This window comes from Streptococcus oralis, assembly GCF_021497945.1.
Taxonomy (GTDB): domain Bacteria; phylum Bacillota; class Bacilli; order Lactobacillales; family Streptococcaceae; genus Streptococcus; species Streptococcus oralis_BR.
Genome location: NZ_CP046524.1, coordinates 695139 through 713758, shown reverse-complemented (window position 1 = coordinate 713758; position 18620 = coordinate 695139). Strand labels below are relative to the sequence as shown.

Below are 18620 nucleotides of genomic sequence, written 5' to 3'. Positions count from 1 at the left end.
CTTAATTAGAAGCCATTTTATCAGGATCCGTACTCATGATATCAAACAATTGAGTACCTTGAGGAATCTTATTTTTAAAGGGAACGACAACTGAACCAGCTTTTATTAGTCCAGCCCCTTTTTCTGGATTGACTAGGTATTTTTCGAGTTCTTTTGACAAGCCTAAGAGTTGAACCAATTCTTCTCTATCATTTTTTGCTTGCTTGAGGAGAATCATAAATTCACTATTTGCAATAATCCGTCTACCATTTGGATCTAACAATAAGGTTTCGACGTTTTGGGTTATCCCAGTCGGACTGGCTCCATATTTTCTGACACGACTCCACAATTTAAAGAAGAAATCACTGGCATATTTATCTAATAAGAGAAGCTGCATCTCATCGAAATAAATCCAGGTCTTCTTCCCTAATTTTTGATTCCGAACGACACGATTCCATATCTGATCAAAAACAACCATAAGGGCAATTTGTTTCAGCTCATCTCCTAACTTTTTAACATTATAGATTAAGAAATTGGATCCTGTTTGAATATTGGTCTTATGAGAAAAAATATCAAGAGAACCTTCAACATACAGTTCCATATCAAGTGCCAAATTCTGCGCTTCTTCTTCTGCTTGTTGGCTCAAGACAAAGACCCATTCTTCCAAAGAAGGCTCTTTAAATGACTGATAAGTGAGTCTCGTAACTCGGTCGATAATCGATTTTTCTCTCCCATCCATTTTTCTATCCAATAACTTACCGATAAAGGATAAAAGAAATTCTGATTTTACCTTTACAGGATCCTCATCCATATTTTCCTCAGACAAGTCAAGGACATTGAGATAGGTTTGGGAATCAGGCGCAATATCAATCATTTCTCCCCCAAAAGTTCGTCCAATGACACTGTACTCTGCTTCTGGATCCACGATGATAATTTCAGTATTTTCACCAGATTCCTTGATTTTGGTCGTGATAATTTCATGCTTGGTTGCCATCCCTTTCCCAGCTCCAGATGTTCCTAAAATCAGACCAGACGGTGTATTTAATAGGCTGCGATCAATGGTAATAATATTACTTGATATTTGATTGATACCGTAATATTTCCCACTACGGTCTTGTAAGTCTACTGAAGTCCAAGGTGAGTTCACTGCTACATTAGATGTTAATAAACTCCGTGATACTCCCTCTAAAAAATCACAACCAAATGGTAGCAAACTATTAAAGGCTGCTTCTTGCATATATGGTAGTTTATCAATCATTAGGTCATTTGAGCCAGCCACTTGTTGAATAGTGTCTAGTGCTTGTTTGAGTTCTTCTTCATCCTGACCAAAAACACCAATCAAGAAGACTGTTTGAAATAGTTTATCTCCTGTCTCGGTCATGGTTTTTAAGAGTTCCTCAGCTTCATCGATATTGCTTTCTAATACATGACCTACTTTTTCCAAATAGATACCTGTACGAGCAAGTTTTTGTTGTTCCCCGATCTTTTGGGATTCCATCAAGGTCTTCTTTGTTCGTAGTTTCTTCATGGCATCTGCCTTGGTCGAACTTTGAGCATGGAGGCTTACAATCAATTCCAAATCTCCTTGCATGAGGTCTCTGATAAACTGATCTCCTAATTCCATACCGTAGTCTCTCACATAGACAATCTGTAATAAACGGTCATTGATTTGTAGGTAATTCTTGTTTTTAAAATCCAAGAGATTAGGTGCTATGAAGTGACGAGTTGTCTGACCCGATCTCGTTAAATCACGGTAAGAAAAAGGAAGATGGTGTTCTCCTCTAAGCATATCGGCCAACAAGTTCACCCGTTCTTCTCCAGCCAAGGATTCAAATCGTGCATCAATTTCTGAGAAACCACTCTTGAAATATTCGCCTATTTGAGACAAGGAACGATAGGCTTGTTTGGGATTAGAATCCTTTCTACCAAAACTAATCAGTTTCACAGCTGAAAAATTATTTTCACCACTGTCTAAATTCTGATTCATCATCCGATTCAATTCTTTACGATAGCTATCATACCCATCTTCTTTTTCCTCATACAGAACACTCTGTCTAAACTTTTCTAAATTCAATCTTTTATTAAAGATGGTCAATTGGAAGTTGGTTTGATCGTCTAAAGAGTTAATCAAATCAGAATACTTCTCAATGATTGCGCCCTTATCTTCTAAACCAACAGTTTGATAATTGACATCACCAAGTAAGTAGCTTTGTGAGAAATAATCTTCTTTTACCTGCATCAGACCATTTTGATACAGGGCTTGATAGGAAAGAGTATTAGCCGTAGAAGGTAACACTTCCTCTTTTTTCCCTTTAACTTCTTCCTTTTTATTAGTCATTGAAGTTTTTTGTTTCTTTAATGTATTTGATTTTCTTTTCATGTTCAGATCCTTTCTTTCCTGTAATTGTGCGTAGGGGAACCGTTAATTCAAAATGAAGACGGTATTTCAAATAATGTTCAAAATATAAATCATTGGGTTTATAGACTCCAAAAAGCATTAGGGGGATGGTAAAAGCAAACACAAAACCGTAAACAAACCAATCTCCAAATTGCCAGAAAAAGAGATTCAAGCCCAAAACAATAATTGTGACAATAAAGGCTGGTAAAACAAAGATGATTTGTCTTGTGGTGAAACCTAACCAAGCCCTGTGTTGGTATTTTGAGATGTCTTTAAAGACACGTGTATTCATGACTTTCCTTTCTAAAAAGGCTAAGAAGCAATCACTTCCTAGCCTTTATCTAATTACATACCTAAGATTGAGCGAGCCGTACGTTGAGAACCAACGAGGGCAATAATCAGTAAGATAGCTTGTATTAAACTACCAAACATAATCGCAAGAGATTGCAGGACTCCTGCACCATTTGAAACAGCTATTTTCCCAGCAGATTCAAACAAAGGAACAAGAGAAACAATCAGAAAAATAAGAACCCCTTGTACCGCATAGACCATAATATTTTTTAAATAGCCAATACCAATAGACTTCCATTCATCACTTAAAAATGTTGGAATCGTAAGAGGGGCAAATGGGATCATAAGGTAGAGTTGAATAAATCGAATAGATACCAAAAGATTAACCATGGCTGCACTTACTATCCGAACAAGCCAAATGAGGAGGGCGAAAAAGCCTACAATCATCCGGCCAATAAAGCCTGAACCTTTTAATCCAGAGATGGTATCATACTTTGCCCCACCGTGAGCCACAATCGAGGCCACTTGTTCAATGGCATGACTCGCAATACCGATGATGGCTTCCACAATCACGGTAGTGTTGGTAATTACAACTGCGACCATAATATAACTAATCAACATCGGCGCTAATGCTTCAAAGGTCATCGCTCCACCAGAGTTAGCAATTTTCTTTGCCATCTTCGAAAATTCTAAGATGAGGACAACTGATAAAATCGCAACTCCAAGAGGCTGCATGACACTTTTAGTAATACTAGACATATAAGTCCAAACTGTTGGATTGTAGCTAGATAGGGATTTAATCAGATCTACTGTAGATTGTAAATCTACAATAAATCCTTCAAATAAATTTTCAGCTGATATTTTTTCAGATGCAAGGTAAACAAAGGGTGAGACTAAACTAAGATTCATGTCATTGTTTATCCTCCTAAATTGAAATCTGGGTTACAAAGGCTCCAGCAGCCCCGACCATAACACCACCGACAATTTCAAGAATGGCATTCCGAACACCTGGTCCACCATCTTTAATGTTGGTTGCAAGGTTGACAATCCCCACAACAACGAGAAAGGCACCAACCGCAATCAATCCCTTCTGTAACAAAGACATAGCTTGTGCAAACATAGCACTTGCGTCTACTCCATAAACAAAACCTTTAAAATGCGTAATCATCTATTTCCTCTTTTCTATTTTTATTTTAAACTAGATTCAAAAGTTAAATCACGAATTCTAAGGCCTTCAAGATGATTTTCTTGTCTTTGATTCAAAGGATTGATTTGATAGTTCCACCACCGTTCATCGGTTTCTTGATTGGCTAGGTACTTCCAGTTTGGATGCTTGGTTGAATTGTATTTTTTGCTTTTAAAGACAGGCATATTGGCAATTCGAACCAGGCATTCATGCCGTTTCATATTTCCGACTTCATCGGGTGTCATTAAATCACGAGCAATCTTTTGATGAGAAAGGGAACCTGAACCTGTCTGGCCAAAGGAACGACTAGTATTTCGAACATCAATGGTTTGTTTACCGAGTAATCCACTCATAAATTTAAATGTATCTTCATCATTACCACCTAAGTAGACTAAGCTATCACAGTTCCCCAAAATGGTTTTCCAAGCTTCTTTTTCTTTATAGAGCCCTTGAAGTTGGGCAATATTTTGAAGAATGGGAACGAGACTCATATTACGAGAACGAACTGTTGAGGTTTGTTCAGCAAAATCTGGGATTTCTCCGATATTTGCGAACTCATCTAAGTAGACTCTCACATGAAGAGGTAATTGTCCCTTAAAATCAATATCTGCTTGTCTTGTTAAGGTTTGAAATACGGTTGAAAAAAAGAGGGCTGAAAGAAAGCGAAAGGTACTATCATTATCTGGGATAACTAAGTAAACCATTGATTTTTCCTTGCCCCATGTCTTCATATCAAGGGTATCTCTTTTGGTCAAATCCATGACACTTTGAATATTGAAGAGGGCAAATTTAGCAGTGGTTACAGCTATGACAGAATCCAGAGTCTTATCCTTATAATTTTGGAAATCAGCCCAATTTCGTATGGTAAAATTTTCAGTTCCATACTTTTTAGCATAATTTTCAAATAGAATTTCTAAGACACTTTTTTCTTGATTTTCACCCTTGGATAAGTGTTTAATGAGTTTTGAGATTTCAGCAAAACTTGGATAACGTCCTCGTTTTTTTCGCTCTTCCACTTCTTTTTTTTGACCTTTCAACAAGTTTTGGTATTCCTTTTGACTTAAACGACTTTCTTTTATGAGCTGTTCTCTTGTTTTAGGTGGATTATAGAAATCTACCAAGTAGGAGGCCAAAGCACGGACTAAAGTCATAGAAGCCTCATCCCAAAATGGATCACTACGGGAGCCAGAGCCTTTGGTGTTATTAAAATAAACCGTCAGCATGCGATTCAAATCGTTTTCTGTTTCTATATAGCGAAAAGGATTAAAGCCATCTGAGTTATTCATATTGACTAAATCTAGCACCTTTACTTGGTAGCCATGTTCTAAAAAGAGTTTGCCTGTTTTCTCGGCCAAGTGATCTTTAGGATCCACCACAATATTAGAACTATTCATCTGAATTAGATTGGGTTTCACAAAGCGAAAAGTCTTCCCACTTCCTGAACCTCCTATCACCGCAATATTCTTATTTCTATCATATTGGGGTGGTTTTTTATCTAATAATGTCAGACGAACATCTTGTGCTAAGATCGTATCATGAGAAAATTCTTTACCGTAAAAGAGCTTCTTTTCTTTTAGAGTTCCAAAACGGGCGCTCCCGTATTCTACCCCTTCTCGGTATTGTTTTTTACCAGTCTCTAGATAGAGATAAACTAGTAACATCATCACAAAACCTAGTAGAAAAAAAGCACTTGATTTTCCAGTAAAAGAAACATTCCATGGCGACTGAAGAACTTCATCTTGACCTTCCATCAGGAGATGAGTCCATTTATCTAAGATATTTCCAGTATAGGAATCATACAAAAGCGTCAAACGATGAAAAAGATAGCCTAGTAAGATACCTAACAGTGAGAATAGTAGGAATTTCTTTCCACTGTACATCATCTCACCATCTCTTTCTGTTTGACGGCTCCTTCTTGTCTAAAGGTAATTTGGGATTTAGCTTCATCAATAGCATCATCTAATGACTTATCCATGGTAAAATCAGCTAATTTCTCCGGATCATTAACCATTTTTTCTAAAAGATGGTCTAAATGATTATCCAGAATCGAACGGTCTTTCGTGTAGAAATGCAGAGAATCCCCTTGCCAAGCGATGGCTAAAGGAATCTCTTCTTTTTCTAAAAAAGCTTTAAACTTCTCTATATCAATTGGTTTGTCTAAAAAATCTTTTTTCAGATTAATCGTATCAATCGAATAAGGAGATTGTAGCAATTCTTCTAATTTCTGCACTCCTACCTTATAGGCGGAATCCTGTGCTAAAGCCTGACGTCTAGACCATTCTAGAATCTTTAAGAGACTTTTTACAGTAAATAAAAGACTACGCTCAGCATATTGAACTGCCATTCGTTCCTGTTGTTCAGAGGACATCTGATGCCTCCTTCTTCACAAATAGCAGCTTTCCTTCTTTATAACGATAAGCTATCAACTTCTGACGTTGCTTAATCGACTTAACAACCTGCAGTAGATCTCTCGAATAAGGTTCTCGAAGAGTAACTTCTACTGCTTTCCCATCAAAGATACCAACTCGTTTAAATTCAATGTAGTCTTTTTTGAGATGTCCTAAGCCCATACCAAAGGGAAAGTGATGAATCAATTGGATGGTACAACCACCCTTATTTCCCATTTGTTTCAAATCATACAAGTTTACTACCTTCATGATTAACTCCTTTATCTAGTTTGTCGCATCGTTTAAGTCTGGTAACGATAAACTCCGTGTCTGTTAGAAAATTCTCACACACGTCTTGTGCCAGTTGCCCTTCACAGGGAAATACTCTCAGTCCCTACTTACACAGGCACGCTAATCAAGACGGAGTGGATTCAATTTTCAAAGAACAGGTAACTTTATTATAGATAAGAGTAGTTGAAATTTTTATCACATTTTTGGAGTTATTGGAATAAAAAAAGCAACTCACTGCTTTACGAATGAGTTACTTTTGTACTAAAATATTTGTTGCATAATTTCCCTAATAACCTGAACAGAGTTATCAAATGAGATATCTTTAGCATACTTAAATTGGCGTTGATAACGAATCCATAGCTCTTTCTGATAATCAGAAATTTCAATTCCTCTCACTTGTTCTTCCCAATTATAAATAGTATCTTTACTTTTACGTTTTTCTGCCGTATTCTCAAGTGCATTTTTTAACACTTCTAGATTAATCTCTTCTTTTCTAAGTTTATACAAGGTGAAAAGATCATATCGATCACGTGGGCGTGTCGAAGCTAATCCCCTACTGATGATCGTTTCTAACTTTTCAGCAAGTACAGTCTCTAGATTATATGTCCATATCTTGATGCTTTCATTAGTAAAGATAGAACTCATTGAATAAGTAATTTCTCTTGGTGTGATCTTATCACCAGTAGTAATATCAATAAAAACAACCTCCTTTAATGTATCGAAAGTTGCATTTAATTTTAATGAAAATCCTCCATATTCATCATCTTGGCGAATAGGTTCTAGCTTATCTACTGAAAATGAAAATCCATCAGTTTTAGAACAAAGAATCTCTTCAAAGATATGAATCAAATTTTCTTTGCTCATTTCGGTTCCCTTCAGAGTGACATCTAAATCCATTGTGGTTCGCTTATCTAGTCCAATCATTTGACCTATTAGATACCCTCCTTTTACAATGAAGGAATCTCTATAAGAACTAGTAGAAATCAGTTTTAACACTTGCTCAATTAAATAATGTTGTTGTACTTGTTGGGCTGGAATTCCCTTATCTTTTGAAATGTTTTTGATTTTTGCTTTAAAGCTATTCGCATTTGAAAACATTAAGATAGTACCTCCGTATAAGATTGTAACTTATCAGTTACTTTAAATAGCTGGGCATAATAAAATAATTTGTGTAAATAAATTTTATTTTGTTGAAAATATTTTTTAAACGCTGGTGCAATAATTTGAAGATCCACCTGATGAACTGGTCTTAGACACTCAACCAAAACTCGTTCAACTTCATAAACTTTAATAAATTGGCCAGGAAGACGCTCTATTTCAATAATTCCTTCACTATAGTGAGAGCGTAAAATAATAGGACGTATATCTGCTTCCTTAATGTTTTTGGTATTCGTACCATAAGGAAAACTCATCGTCATGTTAAAAGGGATAGTCAAAGATAAACCATGTAACCAAAGTGCTGTCTCCAAAGAAAAGATTCCCTTTGGAAATCGATACTGAAGAACAAACCACTCATCTAAATAAATATCAGGTAAGCGATATAAGCCTTTTTCTGCAGCATCGATTTTTCCTTCTGTAACCATTTTTAATAAGGTTTTGTAGTGTAAATTTTCATCTATCACTTGTTTAAAAGTTAAAAAACCATACTGATTGAAAGAGTTCATCAGTTTCTCTCTTTTATCAACCATATCATTCTCCTTTCTTTAGAAATAAAATGCTAACATCTACTATATATGTTAGCATTTTATTTCCTTAAAATCAATTCATTTAGTTTTTTTATTTCAAAATTAATCCATACGTAAGACAGACCAGCTATTATTAAAGAAAAAATAAGACATAGACTGATAGGTTCCACACTAAATGTAGACCCATACTGCCCCATAAGTCAGATTTATAGCGTACAAGCCCTAAAAACATCCCAAGTGAAACATACAAACACCAACCTAGAATGGTTCCTGGATGATGTGCTAAGGCAAATAAAACACTTGTCAAAGCAACTCGAATATCTAATTTTCTAGCCAAGTTCCATAAAATTTCTCGATACAAAAATTCTTCAACCATACTCGCATTGATTAAGAACAATAAAAATGAAAACCAAGGAACTTGATGTTGAAGCCCAATTAAGTTTGCTTGATTCGTGCTTCCTTGAGCATGAATCAGACTAAAACATAGACTTATAATCAGTAGGCTAACGAATCCAATACCAAGCCATTTCATCCTAGTTTTCATATTGACCTTGACAACTTGTTTTCGTTGACCATACATCCATAAAAAAGAAATGAGCGACGCACAATAGAGAATCTGTAGTATGGTTAACTCACTAATACAAAGCAATTTCAGTAAGTATAGGGATACCAATAAAACATTTACTTGTTGGAATATATACACTGGAATTATTCTTTTCATAGTTACCTCCGAAATAAATCTTCATAATCTAAATCTAATACCTGCACAATCCTTTCTACCCATGGACTTTGAGGCATTCGTTGTTCCATCTTGTAGTGGCGTATCTTTTGATACAAACGATTCAATTCACTTGGATAGTGAAACTCTCCCGCAAACATTTTTCTGGTTAACTCAATCCAGCTGATATTTCTTTCAGCCAAAATAATGGACAAGTTCTCCCAAAATCGTTCAGCCATATTGCTTCTCCTTTAGTTAGATAAATAATGTGTTTGTGCCATGTAAATCAATTGTTTCGTATCTCTTGGCAATAGAGCTCTAGCCTCTTCCAAATTCAGATTTGGATAAACTCTCTTATTTGAAACTGCAAGAGGAAGTCTGATGCTTAGTTCAGGATTTTTTAATATCATTTCGATGAAATCCGTTAATCTTAGATTGTCACGATTCTTAAATCGTAATAAATTGGGAGATAAAAACTCAAAACAATCTGAAGAATAGCTCATCATTTCAATTAATTTGTCCTTTGTCATTTCAGAAATAGAATGAGGAGTGACCTCTATGCTATACTTTTGAAAGAAATCCAAAAGAAGTTGATTTCTTTGGCTATTTTTACTTAGATAGAGATCAATCATGAGAGACCTCCCAAAGATTCGGTTCCATTTGATATTCTGAGACAATCAAGGAATCTAATAAATTTGCGAAGTTAATCGGTTTCTTGTCTTCATCATAAGCTTTTACAGTTACTTGGGTTGTAAGTATTCCCTCTTTTCCCTCGGCTCGATAGCCTTGTCCATATAAAACAAAAACAAGATTTTGATTATCATCTACAAAGGCATCAACCCCATTCTTTATGTCTTGACTTTCAAGGAATTCCATAACGTTTTGAAGATAGGACTCGTAAAATAGTGGGTAGTTGTGTTTTTTATGGTAATCATCTAAAAATGTTACTTCAAACTCACATGGATAATTGGGTATCAAAAATAATTGTTCATCCAGCTGTTTGATTTCTGCATCATGTAATTCTGTTTCTAATTCATCACAATCTAGTATTGATTCTTTATTTAATGCTTTCATCTTTTTCCTCTATTTCTTTTAATTTCTTTGCGATTGCGGCAATCACAGGAACGGTTACACTATTACCAGCTTGTTTATAGAGCTGACTATTACTAGAGACTTTTCTAGCAGCTTCAAAAGCCCAATCAGGAAAGCCCTGCAAGCGAAAACACTCTTTAGGAGTGATTCGTCGTATCCTCAGACGGTAAAACTGTCCATCTATTAATACACCGGCTACATGATAAACTTGTTTATCTTCTCCTTCATAACTAGCAACTACTACTCCCATTTGTCCACTAGTTGTTAACGTATTAGCTATACCTTTTCCAACTCTACCACGACGATACTGAGAACTTGGTCTTTCCAAATTAATTGAATCTCCTATTTCTGCTTGAGCGTATCCTTTTTTCGTTGCTTCCCGTACTTTTAGAAATTTGATTGGTTCTGGAATTAGTATTTTGGGAATTTTATCTCCACCTTGCATTGTAGTCAGTGTTGGAGATAACCCCTCACTTCCATAAACTCGACCAGTTTCCTTAAAGCTAGTTGGTAAATCTCCAACAACGACAATACCATGACGATCCTGAGTATTTAAAGTAAACATCGCCTCTTGGTTTTCCTTAAAGCGTCTACCATTTTGTCTCTTGTCTAATCTATCTGGTGTAATGCAAGGAATCGCAATCTTAAATCCTTCTCCTTTTCCACGAACTAAGGTTGGCGCAAGACCTTCTGAATAATAGACTTTACCGCTCATTCCACTTTTTGATGGATTCAAATTCCCTAATGTTTTTAAAATCTCAGAGTTAGTTGCTTGACCTTCTCGTCTGAAAGGAAATAAGAGTCTGGTACTTTTCTTTCTAGAATGTCCGATAATAAACACCCTCTCTCTGTTTTGGGGAACGCCGAAATCCTTACTGTTAAGCACCTGCCACTCAACATCAAACCCCAACTCATCAAGTGTGGTAAGGATTGTGGTGAACGTCCGTCCCTTATCGTGATTGAGTAGGCCTTTAACATTTTCAAGAAAAAGAAAACGTGGTTGGATTTGTTTGGCCGCCCGAGCAATTTCAAAGAACAAAGTTCCTCTAGTATCTTCAAATCCCAATCGTCTTCCTGCGATTGAAAATGCTTGACAAGGGAATCCCCCACAGATGATATCGACTTTCCCTCTAAGTTTTTTAAATTCGTCATCTGAAACATCTCGTATGTCATGAAATTCAATTTCTCCTTCCGTTTGAAAAATGGACTTATAAGATTCTCTAGCAAATTTATCAATCTCACAAAATCCAATACACTCGTGTCCAACACTTTCCATTCCTAGTCGAAATCCACCTATACCTGAAAATAAATCAATAAATCTCATTTCTTGATCACCCCTTTCTGATCGACAATCAACGTCCAAAGAGTTATACCACTTGAAATTAAAATGAGCATAACTAATATCCACTCGATTGGCGACATTTAACCACCTCCTTTTCTAACACGGTTATTCCAAACAGAATACAAGCCGTTAAACACAAATTCAGCAAGTGCTTCCGCTCGTCTAACAAAGCGAACATTGTCAAGAGCATACTGATAGATTCTCTCAAAATCAGTCATAGCAATTTCACTGGCTGTTTCAGAAAAACCTTCTCGTCTAAATTGATCTTGTACCAATCCCCAAATATAATCTCGATCATATTTTGTGACCTTTTCTACTTTTCTTTTCAAGATAGGATGAGTATTCCTATCCTCCTCATCCTCAGTAAATAAAGAATCAGTCTCACTATATTTAGTCTCACTAACTTCAGTCTCACTAGGGGCTGAATATGAGACGGGGGCCGTTTCATTTTCAACCTGCCCTAGTCTTTTATTAACACTAGGCCTGTTTGAATTATCTACTGGGGTAGAAGATAATTCTCCTAAATAAATCTTATTAGCTAGTCTTCCTTTAACACTTGAAGACTGTTGAACTTCATCAATTAAGTCATATTCTTTAAGAGTTTTTTTGATGGACAGTAATTTTGACTTCGAACAACCTAACAGCCTCATCAGTTTAGAATTAGAAAATACTAAAAAAACCGCGCCTTCTTCATCTATCCAACCACGATTGAGAGATAATTCTAAACGATCTTTTAAAATAGAATAAGCCACCTTTACTTCTAGTTTCATATCCATATATTTCTCATCCTCAAAAAGAATTTTAGGTAATTTATAATACCGTTCTGAAGTTTGGTATTGATTTGCGGTAATTCGTTTCATAGCGCTCCTCCAAGTTCTTTGAGTATTAAATCTCCACTTGATTCCAATCGAACCAAGCCACTTTTTTCTAATTCAGCCATAAGAGATATGGCTTCAACAATGTCAATTCCCATTTCACGTACTAAAAATGAAATGACAATATAGCGTGATGATTGTAATTCTTTTGTCATTTTCCCTCCAGAAAATAAAAAAAGGAGAACAATATTCAACTGTTCTCCAAAATAATTTTATTTTTAAAAAAAACCCTGCCAAATTAATTTTTGGTAGGGTTTTTGGCAGGAAACTAAATTAATTTATCAGTTTCTAAAATGTGTTCACGATTCTAAAAGGCTGATACTATAGTATTCCGAATTCTAATTGGTATATGCCTCTTATTTAAGAGTAACTGAAGCTCCAGCTTCTTCCAATTTAGCTTTGATTTCTTCAGCTTCTGCAGTTGCAACGCCTTCTTTAACAAGAGCTGGTGCACCATCAACAAGTTCTTTAGCTTCTTTAAGTCCAAGACCAGTGATTTCACGTACAGCTTTGATAACGCCGACTTTCTTGTCACCTGCTGCAGTCAATTCAACGTCGAATGAATCTTTAGCAGCTTCTTCAGCAGCACCAGCTGCAGCAACTGCTACAGGAGCAGCTGCAGTTACACCAAATTCTTCTTCGATAGCTTTTACAAGGTCGTTCAATTCAAGGATTGAAGCTTCTTTAATTTCAGCAATAATGTTTTCAATGTTCAATGCCATTGTTATTTCCTCCAAATAAGTTTTTAATTTTATAATAGTTTTTCCGTAGCTAGGCTACGCTGCGTAGCTTAAGATTAAGCTGCGTCTTCTTTGCTTTCTGCAACCGCTTTGACTGCAAGAGCAACGTTGCGCACTGGCGCTTGAAGTACAGAAAGGAGCATAGAAAGAAGTCCTTCGCGGTTTGGAAGAGTTGCAAGAGCAACGATTTCTTCTTTAGATGCGACAGCGCCTTCGATTGCACCACCTTTGATTTCAAGTGCTTCAGCGTTTTTAGCAAAATCGTTCAAGATTTTCGCTGGTGCGATAACATCTTCGTTAGAAAATGCTACTGCAGATGGTCCAACAAATACTGATGCAAGATCTTCAAGACCAGCTTTTTCAGCTGCACGACGCAAGATTGAGTTTTTAATAACTTTATACTCAACTTCGCTTCCACGAAGCTCACGACGAAGAACTGTATCTTGCTCAACTGTCAAACCACGAGCGTCTACAACGACGATAGATGCAGCAGCTTTCATTTTTTCAGCTACTACGTCAACTAGTTCCGCTTTTTTAGCAATAATTGCTTCACTCATTAGTGTGTTCACCTCCGTAATTATTTTGCTTGGGAAATTTTTCCAAAAGAAAAACGCGCCCAAACCTAGACACGAAAGTACAATACGCTTCTTTTTACATGATACGTTTTGTCCTCGGTAGGATCTTTATGAGCCGAGCTCCCCTACTGTCTTAGGCAGTTTTTTCAAACCGTATATAAGTATAGCATAGACAAAAAAAGAATGCAAGATTTTTGCAAACTTTTTTGAAATTTTTTTAAATCTCTACCGTCAAAACTTTGCCTTGCTTAACCACCTGTTCTCCAGCGATATAAACATCATCAACATCACTGGATTTAACTGCATAAACGAGGTGAGAGAGCATATTTTCCTGAGGTTGGAGATGGATTTTCCCTTGTGGTTGAATGACCAGAAAATCCGCTTGCTTGCCAACTTCAAGACTTCCAATCAGTTCTTGCATACCGAGGACCTTTGCTCCTTCAATCGTCAAAGCCTTGAGGGCTGTTTCGATAGGAAATTGGCTGGCATCTCCGCTCTTCATTTTCTGAAGTAGTGCGGCTGTCCGTCCTTCCTCAAACATATCTAGATTGTTATTGGAAGCAACCGAGTCAGTCGCAATGCCGACTGCTACTCCTGCTTTTTGCAGTTGGATGATTGGAGCGATTCCTGAGGCCAGTTTGAGGTTACTGATAGGATTATGGGCGATAGCCACATGAGAGGAGGCCAAGCGCTCAATTTCTCGCTCGTTTAATTCGACCCCGTGAGCAAAGACGGACGGATGATCTAAATAACCCAGTTCTTCAAGAAAAGCAAGGGGGCGTTTGCCGTAGCGTTTGAGGATTATTTCTGACTCCTCCTTGGTCTCCGCCACATGGATATGGATAGAAATGTCCAGCTCTTTTGCCATATCTAAGCTCGCTTCCAGCAAGTCTCTACTACAGCTGTAGGGAGAGTGAGGAGCTACCATGACCTTGAAATTTGAATTTTTATATTCTAAGATTTCCTCAATGATGGCACGTGTTCTGCTTATGGTCTCAGCAGTTGTTTCTGTCTCTGAAGAAAAGAGGGTCGGTGAGAAATAACAACGCATCTTGGAAGCCTTGACTGCCTGATAAATTTGCTCAATAGCCACACCATTGGGATTATACATATCGTTGAAGCTTGTTGTTCCTGACTGGAGCATCTCCGTCAGAGCTTCTTTGACCGCCTTGGTAGTCATGTCGGGAGTGAAGTCTGCTTCTGCTGGCCAGATATAGTCATTAAGCCATTCGTGGAGATTGCTATCATCTTGGATCCCTCTCAATCCTGTCATAGCTGAATGGGTATGGCAATTGACCAATCCCGGCATGATCCAGGCTCCCTGATAGTCTATAATCTGCTCAGCTTGATCTAAAATCTCTTGTTTCTCTTGACCAACATAGATGATTTGAGAGTCCTTAACGGCTAAGATACCATTCAAATAGACATGGAAATCTTGGTCACAAGTCACAATATTTACATGCTGATAGACTTTCATTGGTTTTCTCCTTCTAAGGCCTTGATTTTTTCTAGCTATTGTAACAAAAAAGTCACCCGAAGGCAACTTTTTTTGTCCATAAGATTTCAAAATAGAAAGGATTATTCAGAGCTAAAAACTGCAGCTCGCTGCATTTGGTAATACTTGCCCTTTCTAGCCATGAGGTCCTGATGATTGCCATGTTCCACAATGTCACCATCTACCAAGACAAGAATCAAATCCGCATCCTGAATGGTTGACAGGCGGTGGGCGATGATAAAGCTTGTGCGCCCTTTCATCAGTTTGGCAAAGGCATCCTGTACCAGCACCTCTGTCCGCGTATCGATGGAAGAAGTCGCCTCGTCTAAGATAAGAATCTTTGGAATAGCCAGAAAGACACGGGCAATGGTCAAGAGCTGAGCCTGACCGACAGAGAGAGATTCACCCGCATTTTCCAGTTTGGTATCATAGCCCTGTGGCAACTGTTGGATGAAAAAGTCTGCATTGGCTGCTTTGGCAGCAGCAATCACCTGCTCTCGACTGGCTTCAGGATTGCCAAATGCAATATTGTCATGAATGGTCCCTTGCTTGAGCCAGGTTTCCTGTAGCACCATGCCAAACTGCTGTCTCAATGATGCTCGGGTATAGTCATAAATCGAGTGACCGTCTAGCAAGATATCTCCCGAGTTGATGGGATAAAAACGCATGAGGAGATTGATGAGGGTTGATTTGCCAGCACCTGTAGGACCAACGATGGCCACCTTGCTACCAGCTGGGATATCGATAGACAAGTCCTTAATCAAGATTTTTTCTGGATGGTAGCCAAAAGTAACATGTTTAAAGGAAATAGCTCCCTTGACTTGGTCGCTGGTCAAGACTTCCTTACCTGTTTCAGACACCTCGGAGCTCTCTAAGACAGCATAAACACGCTCTGCACAAGCGAGAGCACTTTGCAATTCGGCTAGAACTGAAGAAATATCGTTAAAGGGCTTAGTGTACTGCTGGACATAGTTCAAAAAAGTTACTAAACGCCCAATGGTCAAGGTGGATCCCATCATGATACGATAAGCTCCCACTCCAGCAAGAAGAGCATAGATGAGTGCATTGACAAAGCGAGTCGAAGGATTGACCGTTGATGAATAAAAGATGGCTGACTGAGAATAGCCTGCGTAGTTGGCATTCGCCTCGTGCAGTCTTTGGATAAACTCTGTTTGAGCATTGAAAGTCTGGATAATAGTTTGCTGGCTAAGCGATTCTTCAATCAACTGAGTCTGAATCCCCCTCGTCTCTGTTTGCTTCTGGAAGAGATGATAAGATTTCTTGGCAATAAAGCGTGAAATCACCATGGACAGTGGCGTCAACAGCAAGACCAAGAGGGTCATGAGGAGATGAATTTGGAGCATAGCCAGAATACTAACCAAAATCATCAAGACACCAATGAAAAATTGATTAAAAATCATGGTCAAGCCAGCTGCCAACTGCTCTATGTCCGTGGTCACACGACTAACCATCTCCCCACTACCTTGCCTATCCACAAAAGCAATTGGTAAACGATGGAGCTTATGAATGATTCGCTCTCGTAAATCTCTGGTATAAGAGAAGATTAGGCGATTATAAAGAAGAGGATTGGCCCATTGAACGAGGGTATTTCCTATGACCACCAATATCATCTGGAGAAAAATCTGCCAAAAAACTGGTGAAGAACCAGCCACCAGGACCTGGTCAATGACCTGCCCAATCAGAATAGGTAGGTAGATTGATAAGGCAACCTGGGCAATAGTTCCTAGAAAGGCTAGGAAAAGGAGGAAGGGATGGCTTGCTAAATCCTTAGCCAAACGTTTGAGCGTCTGGTTTGCGGTTTGTCGTCTCATGCTAGTCCTCCTTTCCATGTTGGGATGCATTGATTTCCCGATAGACTTGGCTGGATTTCATCAAGTCATCGTGCTTGCCAACAGCTAGTAACTCACCTTTTTCCAAAAGGAGAATCTGGTCAGCCATCTGAAGCGTCGAAGTCCGTTGAGAAATCAAGATTAAGCTCGTGTTTGGCAAATTTTCTCGAATAGATTTCAAGAGCTTGGACTCGGTAATGGTGTCGAGGGCCGAGGTTGCATCATCTAGGATGAGAAACGGAGCTTGGCGCAGGACTGATCGGGCGATAGACAACCTTTGTTTTTGTCCACCTGAGAAATTTCGTCCTCCTGCCTCAACTATGGCGTCTAAGAGTCCTTCCTTTTCACTGACAAAATCCTTTGCTTGCGCAATTTCCAAGGCCTGCCAGAGTTTCTGGTCAGTTACTTCTTGATTGAAACCCAAAGTCAAGTTGGAACGAATAGTTCCTTTAAAGAGCTCGACTTTTTGAGGCACATAGGCAATCCAAGACCGCCACTGCTCCAAATTACGAGGACTACGCCCATCTCGATAAAGGTCAATGCTTCCCTTATCTGCTGGATAAAGACCAAGTAAGACTTGCACCAAACTTGACTTACCAGAACCCGTTCCCCCAATGATACCAAGGATCTGCCATTGCTTCATATCAAAGGAAATGTTTCTCAGAGAAGGCTGGGCCGCATCAGGATAGGTAAAGGTTAATTCTTTGACTTGTAAAACCCGATCACCGGTAGCTTGCTTTTGATCTAATTCTGAAAAAATATCTTCTGGAGCTTCGGTAAAAACTTCCTCAATTCGCTTAGCTGAGATATAAGACTGGTTAAGAGAATTGATCAGCATGGCGAGCTTAACCAATTCCACCAAAATCTGCAAGAGGTAGTTGATAAGGGCAATGAGAGCTCCTTGACTGAGTAAAACTCCTTGAATTGAAATATAGCCCTGCCAGATGATGACGAGAAGAGTTCCATTAACAATCAGATAGGTCAGAGGTGTTAACAAACTAGACCAGAAACCCGTCTTTTCTTGTAATCTAGCATAAACTTGGTTAAGGGTTTGAAAAATCTGTAACTCTCGTTTTTCTTGTCCAAAAGCACGAATAACTCGCATCCCTTGCAATTGCTGGCGCGTTTCCTGAACTAGCTGATCCGTTTTCTTTCTGAGACTACTGTAGAGAGGATTGACCAGTCGAGAGAGTCCTACAATGACGATTGTCAAAATGACAACCATGACCAAGAACCAGAAAGTCAGCTCAGCTGAGATGCGATAGGCCATAAAAATGGCACCAAAAACGATAATAGGCGCTCGCAAAAAGAGGCGCAGGAATTGATTGATACCAGTCTGAATCTGGTAAGTATCCGAAGTCAAGCGTGTCACCAAGCTAGAAGTTGTCAGACGATCTCTGCTATCCTTGGGTAGGGAAAGAATATGACGATAAAGGTCGTCTGTCAGTCCTTTGGCAAAACCAACCGCTGCCTTCGCTGAGTAAAACTGGGCTACCAAGGCCACTAAAACGCCAATCACTGCAAAGATAAGGAGCAGGCCAATCTGCATCCATAGATGCCCTTGATCTCTCTGGGGCAAGGACTGGTCAACAATCCCAGCAATCACCATGGGAACCAAGAGTTCAAAAACAGCTTCTAGCAACTTGAACAAGGGTGCCAAAATTGATTCTTTGATATAGGGTTTGAAGTAAGATAGTAAGTGTTTCATAAGTCCCT

Annotated in this window: 21 protein-coding genes and 1 other annotated feature; all 21 genes read right to left on the bottom strand. The window is 38.4% G+C overall.

From position 1 onward, the window contains the following. Window position 1: 1 nt before the first annotated feature. Window positions 2-2359: a VirB4-like conjugal transfer ATPase, CD1110 family gene (locus GOM47_RS03700; RefSeq protein WP_171964974.1), complete on the bottom strand. Its 2358-nt coding sequence runs from the start codon at window positions 2357-2359 to the stop codon at window positions 2-4. Continuing rightward, window positions 2310-2669 (bottom strand): PrgI family protein, encoded by a 360-nt coding sequence (locus tag GOM47_RS03695; RefSeq protein ID WP_001097591.1) that lies wholly within the window; start codon window positions 2667-2669, stop codon window positions 2310-2312. Before GOM47_RS03695 ends, GOM47_RS03700 begins: the two co-directional genes overlap by 50 nt. A 53-nt stretch (window positions 2670-2722) precedes the next feature. Further along, window positions 2723-3577, bottom strand: a complete 855-nt coding sequence (locus tag GOM47_RS03690) for a conjugal transfer protein TrbL (RefSeq protein ID WP_235081121.1) — start codon at window positions 3575-3577, stop codon at window positions 2723-2725. A 16-nt stretch (window positions 3578-3593) separates the two neighbouring features. Beyond that, window positions 3594-3836, bottom strand: a complete 243-nt coding sequence (locus tag GOM47_RS03685) for a hypothetical protein (protein WP_000627865.1) — start codon at window positions 3834-3836, stop codon at window positions 3594-3596. Window positions 3837-3856: 20 nt separating this feature from the next. Then, the gene (locus GOM47_RS03680; RefSeq protein ID WP_000286823.1) at window positions 3857-5734 is read right to left on the bottom strand and encodes a VirD4-like conjugal transfer protein, CD1115 family; all 1878 of its coding nucleotides are present in this window, start codon (window positions 5732-5734) and stop codon (window positions 3857-3859) included. Further along, entirely contained in the window at window positions 5734-6222 is a 489-nt protein-coding gene (locus tag GOM47_RS03675; protein ID WP_000093683.1) for a hypothetical protein, read from the bottom strand. The genes GOM47_RS03680 and GOM47_RS03675 overlap by 1 nt, the downstream gene beginning before the upstream one ends. Then, window positions 6212-6511, bottom strand: coding sequence for a hypothetical protein (locus tag GOM47_RS03670; protein WP_000869753.1), 300 nt, complete (start codon window positions 6509-6511; stop codon window positions 6212-6214). Before GOM47_RS03670 ends, GOM47_RS03675 begins: the two co-directional genes overlap by 11 nt. Window positions 6512-6793: 282 nt before the next feature. Next, a complete protein-coding gene (locus tag GOM47_RS03665; RefSeq protein ID WP_000492396.1) occupies window positions 6794-7630 on the bottom strand; it encodes a nucleotidyl transferase AbiEii/AbiGii toxin family protein in 837 nt (278 codons plus the stop codon). After that, the gene (locus GOM47_RS03660; protein WP_000227920.1) at window positions 7630-8220 is read right to left on the bottom strand and encodes a type IV toxin-antitoxin system AbiEi family antitoxin domain-containing protein; all 591 of its coding nucleotides are present in this window, start codon (window positions 8218-8220) and stop codon (window positions 7630-7632) included. The genes GOM47_RS03665 and GOM47_RS03660 overlap by 1 nt, the downstream gene beginning before the upstream one ends. 130 nt (window positions 8221-8350) lie before the next feature. Beyond that, complete coding sequence (locus tag GOM47_RS03655) at window positions 8351-8938, bottom strand: CPBP family intramembrane glutamic endopeptidase (RefSeq protein WP_000821310.1); 588 nt, start codon at window positions 8936-8938, stop codon at window positions 8351-8353. Between the two features lie 2 nt (window positions 8939-8940). Beyond that, window positions 8941-9174, bottom strand: a complete 234-nt coding sequence (locus GOM47_RS03650; protein WP_000840776.1) for a hypothetical protein — start codon at window positions 9172-9174, stop codon at window positions 8941-8943. A 12-nt stretch (window positions 9175-9186) separates the two neighbouring features. Then, window positions 9187-9567, bottom strand: coding sequence for a hypothetical protein (locus GOM47_RS03645; RefSeq protein ID WP_000566538.1), 381 nt, complete (start codon window positions 9565-9567; stop codon window positions 9187-9189). Continuing rightward, window positions 9560-10009 (bottom strand): hypothetical protein, encoded by a 450-nt coding sequence (locus GOM47_RS03640; RefSeq protein WP_000645888.1) that lies wholly within the window; start codon window positions 10007-10009, stop codon window positions 9560-9562. Before GOM47_RS03640 ends, GOM47_RS03645 begins: the two co-directional genes overlap by 8 nt. After that, window positions 9993-11351, bottom strand: coding sequence for a DNA (cytosine-5-)-methyltransferase (dcm, locus tag GOM47_RS03635; protein ID WP_001210970.1), 1359 nt, complete (start codon window positions 11349-11351; stop codon window positions 9993-9995). The genes GOM47_RS03640 and dcm overlap by 17 nt, the downstream gene beginning before the upstream one ends. Window positions 11352-11449: 98 nt before the next feature. Next, entirely contained in the window at window positions 11450-12229 is a 780-nt protein-coding gene (locus tag GOM47_RS03630) for a replication initiator protein A (RefSeq protein ID WP_000822762.1), read from the bottom strand. Next, window positions 12226-12399 carry a hypothetical protein gene (locus tag GOM47_RS03625; protein WP_000159607.1) on the bottom strand — a complete coding sequence of 58 codons (174 nt, stop codon included), beginning with the start codon at window positions 12397-12399 and terminating at the stop codon, window positions 12226-12228. Before GOM47_RS03625 ends, GOM47_RS03630 begins: the two co-directional genes overlap by 4 nt. Before the next feature lie 201 nt (window positions 12400-12600). Continuing rightward, window positions 12601-12966, bottom strand: a complete 366-nt coding sequence (rplL, locus tag GOM47_RS03620) for a 50S ribosomal protein L7/L12 (RefSeq protein ID WP_235081120.1) — start codon at window positions 12964-12966, stop codon at window positions 12601-12603. A gap of 74 nt (window positions 12967-13040) precedes the next feature. After that, on the bottom strand, window positions 13041-13541 hold the full coding sequence (gene rplJ / locus GOM47_RS03615; RefSeq protein ID WP_070567620.1) for a 50S ribosomal protein L10: 501 nt from the start codon (window positions 13539-13541) through the stop codon (window positions 13041-13043). A gap of 38 nt (window positions 13542-13579) precedes the next feature. Next, window positions 13580-13715 (bottom strand) — a sequence feature (ribosomal protein L10 leader region). Between the two features lie 61 nt (window positions 13716-13776). Beyond that, window positions 13777-15036: a TRZ/ATZ family protein gene (locus GOM47_RS03610; protein ID WP_235081119.1), complete on the bottom strand. Its 1260-nt coding sequence runs from the start codon at window positions 15034-15036 to the stop codon at window positions 13777-13779. Window positions 15037-15137: 101 nt separating this feature from the next. Beyond that, complete coding sequence (locus GOM47_RS03605; protein ID WP_235081118.1) at window positions 15138-16886, bottom strand: ABC transporter ATP-binding protein; 1749 nt, start codon at window positions 16884-16886, stop codon at window positions 15138-15140. A 1-nt stretch (window position 16887) separates the two neighbouring features. After that, window positions 16888-18612 (bottom strand): ABC transporter ATP-binding protein, encoded by a 1725-nt coding sequence (locus GOM47_RS03600; RefSeq protein WP_235081117.1) that lies wholly within the window; start codon window positions 18610-18612, stop codon window positions 16888-16890. Window positions 18613-18620 lie beyond the last annotated feature (8 nt).

Excerpts from the sequence above, each read along its gene's own strand:
- GOM47_RS03640 (WP_000645888.1), bottom strand. The coding sequence starts at position 10,009 with ATGAAAGCATTAAATAAAGAATCAATACTAGATTGTGATGAATTAGAA.
- GOM47_RS03690 (WP_235081121.1), bottom strand. The coding sequence starts at position 3,577 with ATGAATCTTAGTTTAGTCTCACCCTTTGTTTACCTTGCATCTGAAAAA.
- GOM47_RS03600 (WP_235081117.1), bottom strand. The coding sequence starts at position 18,612 with ATGAAACACTTACTATCTTACTTCAAACCCTATATCAAAGAATCAATT.
- GOM47_RS03670 (WP_000869753.1), bottom strand. The coding sequence starts at position 6,511 with ATGAAGGTAGTAAACTTGTATGATTTGAAACAAATGGGAAATAAGGGT.
- GOM47_RS03630 (WP_000822762.1), bottom strand. The coding sequence starts at position 12,229 with ATGAAACGAATTACCGCAAATCAATACCAAACTTCAGAACGGTATTAT.
- GOM47_RS03605 (WP_235081118.1), bottom strand. The coding sequence starts at position 16,886 with ATGAGACGACAAACCGCAAACCAGACGCTCAAACGTTTGGCTAAGGAT.
- GOM47_RS03610 (WP_235081119.1), bottom strand. The coding sequence starts at position 15,036 with ATGAAAGTCTATCAGCATGTAAATATTGTGACTTGTGACCAAGATTTC.
- GOM47_RS03660 (WP_000227920.1), bottom strand. The coding sequence starts at position 8,220 with ATGGTTGATAAAAGAGAGAAACTGATGAACTCTTTCAATCAGTATGGT.
- GOM47_RS03655 (WP_000821310.1), bottom strand. The coding sequence starts at position 8,938 with ATGAAAAGAATAATTCCAGTGTATATATTCCAACAAGTAAATGTTTTA.
- GOM47_RS03685 (WP_000627865.1), bottom strand. The coding sequence starts at position 3,836 with ATGATTACGCATTTTAAAGGTTTTGTTTATGGAGTAGACGCAAGTGCT.
- GOM47_RS03695 (WP_001097591.1), bottom strand. The coding sequence starts at position 2,669 with ATGAATACACGTGTCTTTAAAGACATCTCAAAATACCAACACAGGGCT.
- rplL (WP_235081120.1), bottom strand. The coding sequence starts at position 12,966 with ATGGCATTGAACATTGAAAACATTATTGCTGAAATTAAAGAAGCTTCA.
- GOM47_RS03700 (WP_171964974.1), bottom strand. The coding sequence starts at position 2,359 with ATGAAAAGAAAATCAAATACATTAAAGAAACAAAAAACTTCAATGACT.
- GOM47_RS03675 (WP_000093683.1), bottom strand. The coding sequence starts at position 6,222 with ATGTCCTCTGAACAACAGGAACGAATGGCAGTTCAATATGCTGAGCGT.
- GOM47_RS03665 (WP_000492396.1), bottom strand. The coding sequence starts at position 7,630 with ATGTTTTCAAATGCGAATAGCTTTAAAGCAAAAATCAAAAACATTTCA.
- GOM47_RS03680 (WP_000286823.1), bottom strand. The coding sequence starts at position 5,734 with ATGTACAGTGGAAAGAAATTCCTACTATTCTCACTGTTAGGTATCTTA.
- GOM47_RS03625 (WP_000159607.1), bottom strand. The coding sequence starts at position 12,399 with ATGACAAAAGAATTACAATCATCACGCTATATTGTCATTTCATTTTTA.
- rplJ (WP_070567620.1), bottom strand. The coding sequence starts at position 13,541 with ATGAGTGAAGCAATTATTGCTAAAAAAGCGGAACTAGTTGACGTAGTA.
- GOM47_RS03645 (WP_000566538.1), bottom strand. The coding sequence starts at position 9,567 with ATGATTGATCTCTATCTAAGTAAAAATAGCCAAAGAAATCAACTTCTT.
- GOM47_RS03650 (WP_000840776.1), bottom strand. The coding sequence starts at position 9,174 with ATGGCTGAACGATTTTGGGAGAACTTGTCCATTATTTTGGCTGAAAGA.
- dcm (WP_001210970.1), bottom strand. The coding sequence starts at position 11,351 with ATGAGATTTATTGATTTATTTTCAGGTATAGGTGGATTTCGACTAGGA.